The organism is Litoreibacter roseus (assembly GCF_009811795.1).
Taxonomy (GTDB): domain Bacteria; phylum Pseudomonadota; class Alphaproteobacteria; order Rhodobacterales; family Rhodobacteraceae; genus Litoreibacter; species Litoreibacter roseus.
Genome location: NZ_BLJE01000005.1, coordinates 167773 through 180333 on the forward strand (window position 1 = coordinate 167773; position 12561 = coordinate 180333).

Genomic DNA, 12561 nt, shown 5'->3' on the forward strand with positions numbered 1-12561 from the left:
GGCACCCCGAACCTTACCTTTTTGACAAATACACCAAGGAAGTCCGTACATGGCGATGCAAGCCCGAGAAATCGAAGATCTGATCCGAGAAACTTTTCCGGATGCGAAGATCACCATCACTGATCTGGCGGGCGATGGAAATCATTACGCGGCAGAGGTCATCGACGAAAGTTTCCGGGGACAAAACCGTGTCCAGCAACAACGGGCGGTGTATGCCGCTTTGAAAGGCAAAATGGACGGGGCCCATGGCGAATTACACGCACTGGCCTTGACCACCAAAGCGCCGGAGTGATGGACGCGCTTTTCGGACTTTTTTATCTCTCGGCAGAAGCCGTCAATGGCTGGATCGACGGCGGTCGGCCAAATCCAAAGAAAAACACTTCGCGACAGAAGGACCATAAAAATGACTGACGCAAACACACAGATCAAAGAAACCGTTACGGCCAACGACGTCGTGTTGTTCATGAAAGGCACGAAAGAGATGCCCCAATGCGGCTTCTCGTCAAAGGTCGCAGGCGTGCTGAACTACATGGGCGTCGGATATCAGGACGTGAACGTTCTGGCCGATGACGGCATCCGTCAAGGGATCAAGGACTACTCTGACTGGCCGACGATCCCGCAGCTTTATGTGAAGGGCGAATTTGTCGGAGGGTGTGACATCATCACCGAAATGACCTTGTCGGGCGAGTTAGACACGCTCTTTGACGACAAAGGTGTGAGTTACAACAAGGAAGCCGCCGACAAAATTCGCGAAGCTAACGCCTAACGCATCGCTCGGCAATTTAGGTATGAAACGGTCGCTTTATGCGGCAGACAAAATGCAAAGCTCCGGCCACCAAGCCGGAGCTTTTCCGTTAAAAAACAGTGTACTCAGGAGAGCAACTTACGAACCTTATGAGCCACTGCCTCTGCCGTGATGCCGAAGTGATCGTAAAGCACATTTGCCGGAGCCGACGCGCCGAAACTGTCCATTCCAACAAAATCTGCTTTCCCCGGCTTGCCCCGTTCACCTAACAACCATTGATCCCAGCCGAACCGGACACCTGCTTCGACGGCGACCCTTACAGGTCCCGGTGGCAGCACTTTGCGCCGATAACTTTCGTCCTGCTGGGCAAACAATTCCCAGCATGGCATGGACACGACGCGCGTGCCGATGCCGTCTTCTTCAAGCAATGCTTTCGCGTCCATCGCGATGTGCACCTCAGAGCCCGTCGCCATCAGAACCGCCTGCCGCTTCGCGACGGCTTCGGACAGAACATAGGCACCGCGCGCAACCTCGTTGCGCATGGTGTGCTCGGTCCGAACCGTGGGCAGACCTTGACGGGACAGTGCCAGAACGGACGGCGCGTCTTTCGCCCCCAATGCAACCTCCCACGCCTCTGCCGTTTCGACAGCGTCTGCCGGACGGATGACATTCATGTTGGGCGTCGCCCGTAACATGGCGAGATGCTCGACCGGCTGGTGAGTGGGACCGTCTTCCCCCAAACCGATGGAGTCGTGGGTCATCACATACGTCACCGGAACACCCATCAGTGCCGACAGGCGCATCGCACCACGGGCATAATCGGTGAAACACATGAACGTGCCGCCATAAGCTTTTACGCCCCCATGCAGCGCCAGACCATTCATCGCGGCGGCCATGCCATGTTCGCGGATGCCGTAATACATGTAACGGCCCTTGCGGTTGTCGGGCGAGAACACACCCAAATCCGACGTCAGCGTATTGTTGGACCCGGTGAGGTCAGCGGACCCCCCGAACGTCTCGCCCATGATTGGGTTGATCACCTCAAGCGCCATCTCGGAGGCCTTGCGTGTGGCAACCTTCGGGCTCGTCTCGGTCATCTGCTTTTTCAGTGCCTTAACCGTGGCGGACAGTTTCTTCGGCACCTCGCCTGCCATGATGCGCTCAAATTCGCGCTGGCGCCCGGCGGAAGCGGCTGCGAACCGCTCTTCCCACTCGGTGCGCTCCGTGGCACCGCGTGCGCCGATCTCTTCCCATGCCGATTTCACGTCTGCAGGAATTTCGAACGGGCCGTAGGACCAGCCGTAGGCCGCCTTCGTATCCCGGATAAGCTCTTCGCTGGTCAGCGCGCCGTGACCCTTTGATGTGTCCTGCGCAGACGAGCCAAGGGCGATGTGCGTTTTACAGGCTATCATGGACGGGCGGCGGGTTTTCTTTGCCTTCTCGATGGCTAGATCAATTGCCTCGGGATCGTGCCCGTCGATTTCCTGCACATGCCAACCCGACGCCTTGAAGCGCTGCACCTGATCGGTTTTGTCAGCCAGATCCACCGTGCCGTCGATCGTGATGTTATTGTTGTCCCAGAAAACAACCAGCCGTCCCAGTTCGTGCTTACCAGCCAGCCCGATTGCCTCTTGGCTGACGCCTTCCATCAAGCAACCATCACCGGCGATCACATAGGTATAGTGATCGACCAGCTTCTTGCCGAACTTCGCGCGTTGCAGTTCCTCGGCGATTGCAAAACCCACCGAGTTGGCGATCCCCTGACCTAGCGGACCCGTCGTCGTCTCGATGCCGGAGGCGTGACCATATTCCGGATGACCTGCGGTTTTGGCGCCCAGCTGGCGGAAGTTCTTGATCTCTTCCAGCGTCATGTCTGCGTAGCCCGTCAGGTGCAACAGCGCATAGAGCAGCATGGAACCATGGCCCGCAGACAGGATAAACCGGTCCCGATCCGGCCAGTTCGGCGCGCTGGCGTCAAATTTCAGGTGCTTCTCGTAGAGTACGGTCGCCACGTCCGCCATTCCCATCGGCATGCCCGAGTGGCCGGAATTGGCAGCGGCAACCGCATCCAAGGTCAGCGTGCGGATTGCACATGCTTTCTTCCAATGGTCAGGATGCGCCCCGCGCAAGCTGGCTATATCCACGTAATTATCCCCCGAAATTTGGCTAAATGTCCGTTGGACAGCGGTGATATCAGGCCAGAAGCGAAGTTCAAGCAAATGTGGCTCTTAAAAACAAAGCGATGAGTCGCGCGGGCGGCGTCAGATGTGTATGTCCTTTTGCGCCCCTGCACCTTACGGCCTATCTTTCGGTAACGGCGAGCGATTCGACCGATAAAAACACTCTGTGGGGAGCAGCATGGCCGATCTTTCTCAACTTGAGCAGCGCATAACGCAGGCGCTGGATAAAATTGCCGCGGGCGTCGAAGCGGGTTTGAACAAGCCGGCACCGGATCCGGCCTCGGTCAGCCTCTCTGATCTCACGGAAGAACTTGAGATTGAGCGCGCCACAAACGAACGTCTCGTGGCAGGGCGTGAGAAAACCACTGCGCAGATCGAACGGCTTGATATCCGCGTCGAACGTCTGACCAAACGGCTTGAGGCCGCAGACACCGAGAACAAGCGACTGGAAGCCGTGATCGAAGCCCTCAGCGAGAACAATTCGGCCTTGCGCGAGGCCAATGCGGCCCATCAGCCCGCCGATGTTGTTGTGGACGCAAGTCTGAGCGCGCAACTGGCGGACCTAAAAGCCAGCCGTAAAGCCGATCTGGACGAACTTGATGATATTCTGGCCGAACTGGCCCCGCTCGTGAAGGAGGCTTGAAGATGCCCGAAGTTGACATCGAAATTGGTGGACGGACATTTCAGGTCGCGTGTCAGGCCGGTGAAGAACACTTTCTGCAAACCGCCGCAAAGCTTTTGGACAACGAAGCGTCAGTTCTGGCGCAACAAATCGGGCGGATGCCCGAGCCGCGCATGTTGCTGATGGCCGGTTTGATGCTGGCGGACAAAACAGCCGGCCTCGAGGACGAGTTGCGCACGGCCGAAGAGCGGATCGAGGAACTCGGCAAAGAGGTTGCGACCCTGAAAGCAACACCAGCCGAAAAGGTACAGGTTGCCGTCATTCCGCAATCCGTGACTGACAGCCTGGCGGAAATCGCTGCCCGTGCGGAAGCCCTTGCCGACCGGATTACCCCGCCTGCCGCTTAGATCGGGTGCGACTCAGTCGCGCCGGGTTTCCGTGGCCTTCGAGATGTGAGCGGAAACAGTTACCGCTAACGGTGAATATTGCGGCGGGCGATCTCGACTGTTAACGCTAACACATTGCAAAATAAGTCAAATCCGGCTTCTCCGACGTTGTATACATCTGTATAAGGCAGGTGACATAGCAGGAGAGCGATGATGACCACCACTGTTGCGATAAACGGATTTGGACGTATCGGACGTTGCACCTTGGCCCACATTGCCGAGAGCGGGCGCAACGACGTTCAAGTGGTGGCGATCAATGCGACGGGGCCGATTGAAACGAACGCGCATCTTCTGCGCTATGACAGTGTTCATGGCCGGTTTAGCGGCAACGTCAATGTCAGTGGCGACACCATGGATCTGGGCCGAGGCCCGATGAAAGTATTCTCGACCTACGATCCGGAAGAACTGGACTGGCAAGGCGTGGATGTTGTGTTGGAATGTACCGGCAAGTTCAACTCCAAGGAACAATCGAGCGTTCACCTCAGCCGCGGAGCCGAGCGAGTTCTGGTGTCTGCGCCTGCAAAGAATGTCGATAAGACAATTGTCTATGGTGTGAACCACCGCGAGTTGGAGGCTGCGAATACCGTCGTGTCCAACGGGTCTTGCACAACGAACTGCCTGGCCCCGCTGGCGAAGGTCCTGAATGACGCGATCGGGATTGAGCGCGGGATCATGACGACGATCCACAGTTACACGGGCGACCAGCCGACACTCGACCGCCGCCACAAAGATCTCTATCGCGCGCGGGCTGCCGCGATGGCGATGATCCCGACTTCGACCGGCGCCGCAAAGGCCTTGGGCGAAGTGTTGCCCGAGCTCAGCGGTAAGCTGGATGGCACGGCGATCCGGGTACCGACGCCGAATGTATCTGCGGTCGATCTGACTTTTGAAGCCGCGAAAGACGTAACGGTGGATGACGTGAATGCTGTCGTCCAAGAAGCCGCTCAGGGTCATATGGGGGCTGTGCTGGCCTACGACCCTGAGCCCAAAGTCTCGATCGATTTCAACCATACAAACCACTCCTCGATTTTTGCGCCTGACCAGACTAAGGTCGTTGGCGGGCGCACCGTGCGGGTGTTGGCCTGGTATGACAATGAATGGGGCTTTTCCTGCCGCATGGCCGATGTGGCCGCTGCAATGGGACGCCTCTAAAAGACCGAGGCGCCCTGCCCCCATGACCAATCGTCTTGCCCTTGTTCTCGGGGCAATTATCGTCGCTGTAATTGCGGCCGATCTGCTGATCTTCAATTGGAACTTGCACCTCTTTCTGGGGGCAAAACTCGTTGATCTGATCGAGTACCTCGCCTTCTGGCGATAATCAGAGACGGCCTGCGGAAGCTTCCCTCTTTACGTCACCGGCGTGCTCCGGTCGGGCCGTACAGGGTTGCCGCCGAGCGGAACACAACTGCATCGCCTCTGTTGACCTTTAGTCGCAAATCGATTTGTTAGCGGTAACAGTCTTCCGCTGCGTCAAAACCTAAAGGAGCGCCACGATGTCTACCAAAGTTGCAATCAATGGATTTGGCCGGATTGGCCGAAATATTCTGAGAGCGATCATTGAGACTGAGCGCACCGATATTGAAGTCATCGCAATCAACGATCTTGGACCCGTCGAGACGAACGCACATCTCTTGCAATATGACAGCGTGCATGGACGCTTCCCGCAAGAGGTCACTGTCAGCGGCGACAGCATCGATGTTGGGCGCGGCCCCATCGCAGTCACCGCGATCCGCAATCCGGCCGATTTACCGTGGTCGGACGTGGACGTTGTTCTGGAATGCACCGGGATTTTCACATCCAAGGACGCCTGTCAGGCCCACCTGGAAAACGGATCTTCTCGCGTCTTGATCTCCGCCCCCGGCAAAGACGCGGACAAAACCATTGTTTTCGGCGTGAACGACAAGACACTTACCAAAGACGATATCGTGGTGTCGAACGCATCCTGCACGACGAACTGCCTGACACCTGTGGCCAAAGTTCTGAACGATCAGCTCGGGATCACGAAAGGTTTCATGACCACAATTCACAGCTATACCGGCGACCAGCCAACTCTGGATACGATGCACAAGGATCTCTATCGCGCCCGCGCAGCAGCGCTCAGCATGATCCCGACCTCAACCGGTGCAGCCAAGGCCGTGGGGCTTGTGATGCCCGAACTTGATGGCAAGCTGGATGGTGTCGCCATCCGCGTGCCCACACCAAACGTCTCTTGCGTTGATCTGACCATCGAAGCAGGTCGAGATACGAGCGTTGAGGAAATCAACGAGATGATGAAATCGGCAGCGGACGGCGCGTTGAAAGGTGTGCTGGGCTACACAGACAAGAAACTGGTTTCGACCGATTTCAATCACGACGCCCATTCGTCGATCTTCGCCTCAGATCAGACCAAGGTTCTGGGCGGCAATATGGTTCGCATTCTGTCCTGGTATGACAATGAATGGGGCTTTTCCAACCGGATGGCGGACACCGCTGTTGCCATGGGCAAGCTGATCTGATCCTTAAGCAGCCATGACACGGTACGCCTGAAAAGACGGAGATCGCGATGGCTTGGAAAACGCTGGATGACATGGACCTTGCGGGCAAGCGGGTTCTGACACGGGTCGATATCAACGTCCCGATGGAAGATGGTGTTGTGACCGACACAACGCGCATTGATCGGATCGTGCCGACCGTGAAAGATATCCTGGCGGCAGGCGGTATTCCGGTTCTTCTGGCTCATTACGGACGACCCAAAGGTCAGGTGGTGCCCGAGATGTCCTTGGGTCCGTTGGTCCCGGCCCTTGAGACAGCGTTTGATCAAAGTGTGACCTTCATCGACGGCAATTACGGCGCAGCTGTCGGGGACCTCAAGGAAGGCGATATCGCGCTTCTGGAAAACCTGCGGTTCAATCCGGGCGAAGAAAAGAATGATGAAGGCTTCGCGGACCGCCTCGCCCGTCTTGGGGATATCTACGTCAATGACGCGTTCTCTGCCGCGCACCGGGCCCATTCGTCGACTGAGGCTTTGGCCCGCAAGCTGCCCGCTTGTGCGGGACGTTTGATGCAGGCAGAACTGAGTGCGCTCGAGGGGGCGTTGTCCTCACCAAAACGGCCTGTGGTCGCCGTCGTCGGCGGCGCCAAAGTGTCTACAAAATTGGATCTTCTGGAAAATCTTATTGAGAAAGTCGATCATCTGGTGATCGGCGGCGGCATGGCTAATACCTTCCTGGCCGCTCAGGGCAAAGCCGTCGGCACGTCACTTGCCGAGCATGATATGGCCGACACTGCTCGGCGGATCATGGATAAAGCCGAAGGTATTTCTTGTGTGATCCATCTGCCAAGCGATGTGGTCGTGGCGACAGAGTTCAAGGCACACGCCGAGAACAAAATCGTGTCTGCGGACGCGTGTCCGGACGACATGATGATCCTCGACGCTGGACCGGAGACGATCAAAGCGATTGCTGGTGTTTTTGAGGCGAGCGAGACATTGATCTGGAATGGGCCCCTTGGCGCGTTCGAAATCAAGCCGTTTGACACAGCAACGAACGCCGCTGCGGCCCATGCTGCAATGCTGACGAAATCTGGTAAACTGATCAGCGTTGCGGGTGGGGGCGATACGGTTGCGGCCCTGAATGGCGCAGATGCTGCGGAGGACTTCACCTACATCTCGACCGCCGGTGGGGCCTTCCTTGAGTGGATGGAAGGCAAAACACTGCCCGGTGTTGCAGCCTTGGACAGCTGACGGAACCGACGCCACACCATATCTGTTTGATGCCATATAAGGAGATTGCCCATGACCCAGACCTTCACCCTGATCACCGGCGCGTCCGAGGGCATCGGTAAAGAACTTGCGAAATGCGCGGCCAAGGACGGTCGCAACGTTATTCTGTCGGCGAGATCCGAGGACAAGCTGAACGCGCTGGCGGACGAGTTGAAAGGCACTTACGAGATCGAGGCCGTGGTGATCCCTGCGGACCTTAGCAAACCGGAGGAAGCCGATGCGCTGTGGACAAAGGCAACGGACGGCCGGGTGATCGACCGTCTGGTCAACAACGCGGGTCTCGGCAGCAACGGTCCCTTCGCCGAAAATGACTGGGATCGCGAACTGGCGATGATCAATGTCAACATGGTGTCGTTGACCCTTTTGATGAAACGCGCAGTCCAAGACATGGTCGAACGGGACGACGGCAAGATCCTGAATGTCGCATCAACCGCCGCCTTCATCCCCGGTCCGAAGATGGCAATCTATCATGCAACAAAGGCATACGTGCTTTACCTCAGTGAAGCCGTGGCCGAAGAACTGGAAGATACCGACGTTTCTGTTACAGCGCTTTGCCCCGGCGCGACGCGGACGGATTTCTTTGACGGGGCGGATATGAAGAATGTCCGCCTGGTCAATATGAACATGATGGCGCCCGCCAAGGATGTGGCCGAAGCTGGGTGGGCCGCGATGCGCGCCCGACGTCGGATCGAGGTGCCCGGCGGCATGAACAAATTCTTCGCCTTCCTGCCACGGATCATGCCAAGATTTGGTGTGACAAAGCTGGTCAAGCAGTTCTACGCGCGGAATTAGCAGGCCTTACTACGTGCAGTCCGCCCAATAACCGACTGTTAGCGCAACCAAAGTTGCATCGCCCAAACGGCTCGCCTAGACATTCGATGCGGGGGCGCTTCATCCTGTTCAATTCATTGCAGTAGAGCCAGATATGTCCAAACAAAACCAAGCAGACCAGATGCGTAAGGGTGCGGGCTTCATCGCCGCACTGGATCAGAGCGGGGGATCAACGCCGAAGGCGCTGCGGCTCTATGGGATCGAGGAAGATGCCTATGACGGCGACGCCCAGATGTATGACCTGATCCACGACATGCGGTCGCGCATTGCGAAGGCCGAGGCTTTTACAGGCGACAAGGTAATCGGCGCGATCCTGTTTGAAAAAACCATGGACCGGGAGATCGGCGGGAAACCCGCAGGTGAGTACCTTTGGACTGAAAAGCATGTCGTGCCGTTTTTGAAAGTCGATAAAGGCCTCGAAGAGGAATCCCGCGGCGTCCGCTTGATGAAACCTATCGACGGGTTGGATGCGACGCTGGAGCGCGCCGTAAAGGCGGGCATGTTCGGCACGAAAATGCGCTCTGTCATCGATGCGGCTTCCCGCAGTGGCATTGCAGCGAACGTTGCGCAGCAATTCGAAATCGGGAAAACGATCTTATCCCACGGGCTGGTGCCAATCATTGAGCCGGAAGTGACGATCTCGATCTCCGACAAGGCCGAGGCTGAAGACCTGCTGCTGGAGGCAATCAAGGTGGAACTCGACGCCCTGCCCGATGATCAAGAGGTCATGCTGAAGCTCACGTTGCCCGAGACACCAAACCACTATAAACCGCTTGTCGATCACCCCCGCGTCATGCGCGTGGTTGCGCTGTCGGGTGGCTATTCCAGAGACGAGGCGAATGCGCGGCTGGCCAAGAACGCTGGCGTGATCGCCAGTTTCTCTCGCGCGCTGACAGAAGGCCTGTCTGCGCAACAAGGCGACGAGGCCTTCGAAAAGACCATCGGAAGCACCATTGACAGCATCTACAAAGCCTCGGTTGCGGGATAATCGGACGATGCCCCGAAAGTCTTAACACAATCGGCGAAAAACGGCAGCTTTGTTCAGAAAACCTGCCGTTTTAACTAAAAAACGATTCACATCGCGAATCACTTGTGACAGTGTCTTTTTCAAGCCGCCCGGGATGAGGCGGCAGTGAGGCACCTGCAGATGACACGCACGGCGAATGCACCCGGACTGACGACGCTTTTGATATGCTCCCTTCTTTTTGTGTTGGGCGCATATTTCACGTTTGCGGCGGTGCAAGGCGATTTCGGAATTTTCCGGCGTGTTCAGGTGGAAGCTGAAATCGACACCCTTCGCGCTGAGCGAGACGCTTTGGCCATTGAGTTGAAGGTCATGCGCAACAAGACACGTCGGTTGTCGGATGACTATCTTGACCTCGACTTGCTTGAAACGCAGGCGCGGTCTGTCTTGGGCCTGATCCGCGCGGACGAAATTCTCATTCACTGAGAAACCAATTCTCATCTTCTGCGTTGTCGCCCCCAAGGGGCATTCAAAATTTACGTGAAATCCGCGAAATGCTCTGCTAGAGAATAGTTTAACGTTAAACTATTTCTTCAAACGGGGGGAGTGTCGCCAAATGGCAGCCAGAAAAACCACGAAGAAGCCGAACGTCTCGAAAGAGGAATTGCTCCAATATTACCGTGACATGCTGTTGATCCGCCGGTTCGAGGAAAAGGCCGGACAGCTTTACGGCATGGGTCTGATTGGCGGCTTCTGTCACCTCTACATTGGGCAAGAGGCCGTTGTTGTGGGTCTGGAAGCCGCCGCTGAAGAAGGCGACAAACGCATAACGTCGTACCGTGATCACGGGCACATGCTGGCATGTGGAATGGACCCCAAGGGTGTCATGGCAGAGCTGACCGGCCGCGAAGGTGGATACTCTAAAGGCAAAGGCGGCTCCATGCACATGTTCTCGAAAGAGAAACACTTCTATGGTGGGCATGGAATTGTGGCCGCTCAAGTACCTCTGGGTGCCGGACTGGCATTCGCTGATAAATACAAAGAAAACGGCCGCGTGACCTTCACTTATTTCGGCGACGGGGCCGCGAACCAAGGTCAGGTTTACGAAACCTACAACATGGCAGAACTCTGGGACCTGCCCGTAGTGTTCGTCATCGAAAACAACCAGTATGCCATGGGGACCAGCGTACAGCGGTCAACGAAATCGCCATCCTTGTGGGAGCGCGGTGCGGCCTACGGGATTGAAGGGGAAGAAGTCGACGGCATGGATGTGCTGGCAGTGAAAGCCGCAGGCGAAAAAGCCGTCGCGTACTGCCGGGCGGGGAAAGGTCCCTACATCCTTGAAATCAAGACATATCGGTATCGCGGGCACTCCATGTCCGATCCGGCGAAGTACCGAACCCGGGAAGAAGTCCAGAAAATGCGGGAAGAGCGTGACGCGATTGAGCACGTGCGCGAAATGCTCCTAACGGGCAAGCACGCCACGGAAGACGACCTGAAAGAGATCGACAAAGAGATCAAGGGCATCGTGAACGACGCCGCAGAATTCTCAAAGGAAAGTCCGGAGCCGTCACTCGACGAACTTTACACCGATATCTACGCAGACGTCGTCCCGCAGGAGGCTTAAGACATGGCAACAGAAATTCTCATGCCCGCCCTCTCGCCTACGATGGAAGAAGGCACGCTCGCAAAATGGTTGGTGAAGGAGGGGGATGACGTCTCTTCTGGTGACATCATCGCCGAGATTGAAACCGACAAAGCCACGATGGAGTTTGAAGCCGTCGATGAAGGCAAGATCGGGAAAATACTGGTCGATGAAGGTTCGGAAGGGGTCAAGGTGAACACTCCGATTGCCGTTCTGGTCGAAGACGGCGAAAGCGTCGGTGACATCGACAGCGCATCAGCAGCTGCCCCGGCGGACAAAGAACAAAGCTCTGAGACTGCACCGGCTGACGGGAAAGAGCATCCGACCCCCGCCGCACCAAAATCCCAGAGGGCAATTGAGCCTGAGGTTCCTGAAGGAACCGAGATGAAATCGACCACCGTCCGGGAAGCATTGCGCGACGCGATGGCCGAAGAAATGCGGCGCAGCGAAGACGTTTTTCTGATGGGGGAAGAGGTCGCCGAATATCAGGGCGCCTACAAAATCAGCCAAGGTCTGCTGGACGAATTCGGCGCAAAGCGTGTTATCGATACGCCGATCACTGAACACGGTTTCGCAGGCATTGGCGTCGGCGCTGCGTTTGGCGGCTTGCGCCCTATCGTGGAATTCATGACGTTTAACTTCGCCATGCAAGCCATTGATCAAATTATTAACTCTGCCGCCAAGACACTGTATATGTCCGGCGGGCAAATGGGGTGCCCGATCGTCTTTCGCGGTCCGAATGGTGCCGCCGCCCGTGTGGGCGCTCAACATAGTCAAGACTACGCGGCCTGGTATTCAAGCGTACCGGGCCTGAAAGTTGCGCAGCCCTATTCGGCCGCCGACGCGAAGGGACTATTGAAATCTGCAATCCGAGATCCGAACCCTGTCATCTTTCTTGAAAACGAAATTCTCTATGGGCAGTCTTTCGATGTTCCCGTTATGGACGATTTCACCGTTCCGTTTGGGAAGGCAAAGATCTGGCGCGAAGGTTCTGACGTGACCATCGTGAGTTTCGGAATAGGTATGACCTACGCCCTTGAAGCCGCCGACAAGTTGGCTGGAGAGGGGATCGAAGCAGAGGTAATTGACCTACGGACCCTTCGTCCGCTCGATACTGAAACACTGATCGAGAGTGTCAAAAAAACGAACCGCTGCGTTACCGTGGAAGAGGGTTTCCCGGTCTGCTCGATGGGCAGTTACCTGAGCTCAGTCATTATGCAGGAAGCGTTCGACTATCTGGATGCTCCGGTAATCAACTGCACGGGCAAGGATGTTCCAATGCCCTACGCGGCGAACCTTGAAAAGCTGGCGCTGACCACGACCAAAGAGGTCATGGACGCTGTCAAGCAAGTGACTTACCGGTAAGGA

Annotated in this window: 14 protein-coding genes; 13 read left to right on the plus strand and 1 reads right to left on the minus strand. The window is 56.6% G+C overall.

Features of this window, described 5'->3' with window-relative positions:
* Window positions 1-49: 49 nt before the first annotated feature.
* Both KIN_RS18660 and grxD read left to right on the plus strand, forming a co-directional pair.
* Window positions 50-292 (plus strand): BolA/IbaG family iron-sulfur metabolism protein, encoded by a 243-nt coding sequence (locus KIN_RS18660; RefSeq protein ID WP_159809937.1) that lies wholly within the window; start codon window positions 50-52, stop codon window positions 290-292.
* 111 nt (window positions 293-403) lie between these two features.
* Window positions 404-766: a Grx4 family monothiol glutaredoxin gene (gene grxD, locus KIN_RS18665; protein WP_159809939.1), complete on the plus strand. Its 363-nt coding sequence runs from the start codon at window positions 404-406 to the stop codon at window positions 764-766.
* Window positions 767-870: 104 nt separating this feature from the next.
* On the opposite strand, the gene tkt is transcribed toward grxD, so the two are convergent.
* Window positions 871-2889, minus strand: a complete 2019-nt coding sequence (tkt, locus tag KIN_RS18670) for a transketolase (protein WP_159809941.1) — start codon at window positions 2887-2889, stop codon at window positions 871-873.
* Window positions 2890-3103: 214 nt separating this feature from the next.
* Between tkt and KIN_RS18675 the strand changes: the two genes are divergently transcribed.
* From KIN_RS18675 to KIN_RS18720, 11 genes are all read left to right on the plus strand, one after another.
* Entirely contained in the window at window positions 3104-3568 is a 465-nt protein-coding gene (locus tag KIN_RS18675; protein WP_159809943.1) for a hypothetical protein, read from the plus strand.
* Window positions 3569-3570: 2 nt separating this feature from the next.
* Window positions 3571-3954, plus strand: a complete 384-nt coding sequence (locus tag KIN_RS18680) for a cell division protein ZapA (RefSeq protein WP_159809945.1) — start codon at window positions 3571-3573, stop codon at window positions 3952-3954.
* A 192-nt stretch (window positions 3955-4146) separates the two neighbouring features.
* Window positions 4147-5145: a type I glyceraldehyde-3-phosphate dehydrogenase gene (gene gap / locus KIN_RS18685; protein WP_159809947.1), complete on the plus strand. Its 999-nt coding sequence runs from the start codon at window positions 4147-4149 to the stop codon at window positions 5143-5145.
* A 22-nt stretch (window positions 5146-5167) separates the two neighbouring features.
* Window positions 5168-5311: a hypothetical protein gene (locus tag KIN_RS22260; protein WP_174239145.1), complete on the plus strand. Its 144-nt coding sequence runs from the start codon at window positions 5168-5170 to the stop codon at window positions 5309-5311.
* Window positions 5312-5486: 175 nt separating this feature from the next.
* Window positions 5487-6488, plus strand: a complete 1002-nt coding sequence (gap, locus tag KIN_RS18690) for a type I glyceraldehyde-3-phosphate dehydrogenase (RefSeq protein WP_159809949.1) — start codon at window positions 5487-5489, stop codon at window positions 6486-6488.
* A 47-nt stretch (window positions 6489-6535) separates the two neighbouring features.
* A complete protein-coding gene (locus KIN_RS18695; protein ID WP_159809951.1) occupies window positions 6536-7714 on the plus strand; it encodes a phosphoglycerate kinase in 1179 nt (392 codons plus the stop codon).
* Window positions 7715-7765: 51 nt separating this feature from the next.
* Window positions 7766-8545 carry an SDR family NAD(P)-dependent oxidoreductase gene (locus KIN_RS18700; protein WP_159809953.1) on the plus strand — a complete coding sequence of 260 codons (780 nt, stop codon included), beginning with the start codon at window positions 7766-7768 and terminating at the stop codon, window positions 8543-8545.
* Between the two features lie 133 nt (window positions 8546-8678).
* Window positions 8679-9572 carry a fructose bisphosphate aldolase gene (locus KIN_RS18705; protein ID WP_159809954.1) on the plus strand — a complete coding sequence of 298 codons (894 nt, stop codon included), beginning with the start codon at window positions 8679-8681 and terminating at the stop codon, window positions 9570-9572.
* Window positions 9573-9731: 159 nt separating this feature from the next.
* Entirely contained in the window at window positions 9732-10034 is a 303-nt protein-coding gene (locus KIN_RS18710) for an FtsB family cell division protein (protein WP_159809956.1), read from the plus strand.
* Window positions 10035-10164: 130 nt separating this feature from the next.
* Window positions 10165-11175 (plus strand): pyruvate dehydrogenase (acetyl-transferring) E1 component subunit alpha, encoded by a 1011-nt coding sequence (gene pdhA, locus KIN_RS18715; RefSeq protein WP_159809958.1) that lies wholly within the window; start codon window positions 10165-10167, stop codon window positions 11173-11175.
* Between the two features lie 3 nt (window positions 11176-11178).
* Window positions 11179-12558: a pyruvate dehydrogenase complex E1 component subunit beta gene (locus KIN_RS18720; RefSeq protein WP_159809960.1), complete on the plus strand. Its 1380-nt coding sequence runs from the start codon at window positions 11179-11181 to the stop codon at window positions 12556-12558.
* Window positions 12559-12561: the final 3 nt, after the last annotated feature.

What these genes read in the sequence shown, in the direction of transcription:
- KIN_RS18695 (WP_159809951.1), top strand. Translation starts at nt 6,536, where the DNA reads ATGGCTTGGAAAACGCTGGATGACATGGACCTTGCGGGCAAGCGGGTT.
- KIN_RS18720 (WP_159809960.1), top strand. Translation starts at nt 11,179, where the DNA reads ATGGCAACAGAAATTCTCATGCCCGCCCTCTCGCCTACGATGGAAGAA.
- KIN_RS18675 (WP_159809943.1), top strand. Translation starts at nt 3,104, where the DNA reads ATGGCCGATCTTTCTCAACTTGAGCAGCGCATAACGCAGGCGCTGGAT.
- KIN_RS22260 (WP_174239145.1), top strand. Translation starts at nt 5,168, where the DNA reads ATGACCAATCGTCTTGCCCTTGTTCTCGGGGCAATTATCGTCGCTGTA.
- grxD (WP_159809939.1), top strand. Translation starts at nt 404, where the DNA reads ATGACTGACGCAAACACACAGATCAAAGAAACCGTTACGGCCAACGAC.
- gap (WP_159809947.1), top strand. Translation starts at nt 4,147, where the DNA reads ATGACCACCACTGTTGCGATAAACGGATTTGGACGTATCGGACGTTGC.
- KIN_RS18680 (WP_159809945.1), top strand. Translation starts at nt 3,571, where the DNA reads ATGCCCGAAGTTGACATCGAAATTGGTGGACGGACATTTCAGGTCGCG.
- KIN_RS18660 (WP_159809937.1), top strand. Translation starts at nt 50, where the DNA reads ATGGCGATGCAAGCCCGAGAAATCGAAGATCTGATCCGAGAAACTTTT.
- gap (WP_159809949.1), top strand. Translation starts at nt 5,487, where the DNA reads ATGTCTACCAAAGTTGCAATCAATGGATTTGGCCGGATTGGCCGAAAT.
- KIN_RS18700 (WP_159809953.1), top strand. Translation starts at nt 7,766, where the DNA reads ATGACCCAGACCTTCACCCTGATCACCGGCGCGTCCGAGGGCATCGGT.
- KIN_RS18710 (WP_159809956.1), top strand. Translation starts at nt 9,732, where the DNA reads ATGACACGCACGGCGAATGCACCCGGACTGACGACGCTTTTGATATGC.
- pdhA (WP_159809958.1), top strand. Translation starts at nt 10,165, where the DNA reads ATGGCAGCCAGAAAAACCACGAAGAAGCCGAACGTCTCGAAAGAGGAA.
- KIN_RS18705 (WP_159809954.1), top strand. Translation starts at nt 8,679, where the DNA reads ATGTCCAAACAAAACCAAGCAGACCAGATGCGTAAGGGTGCGGGCTTC.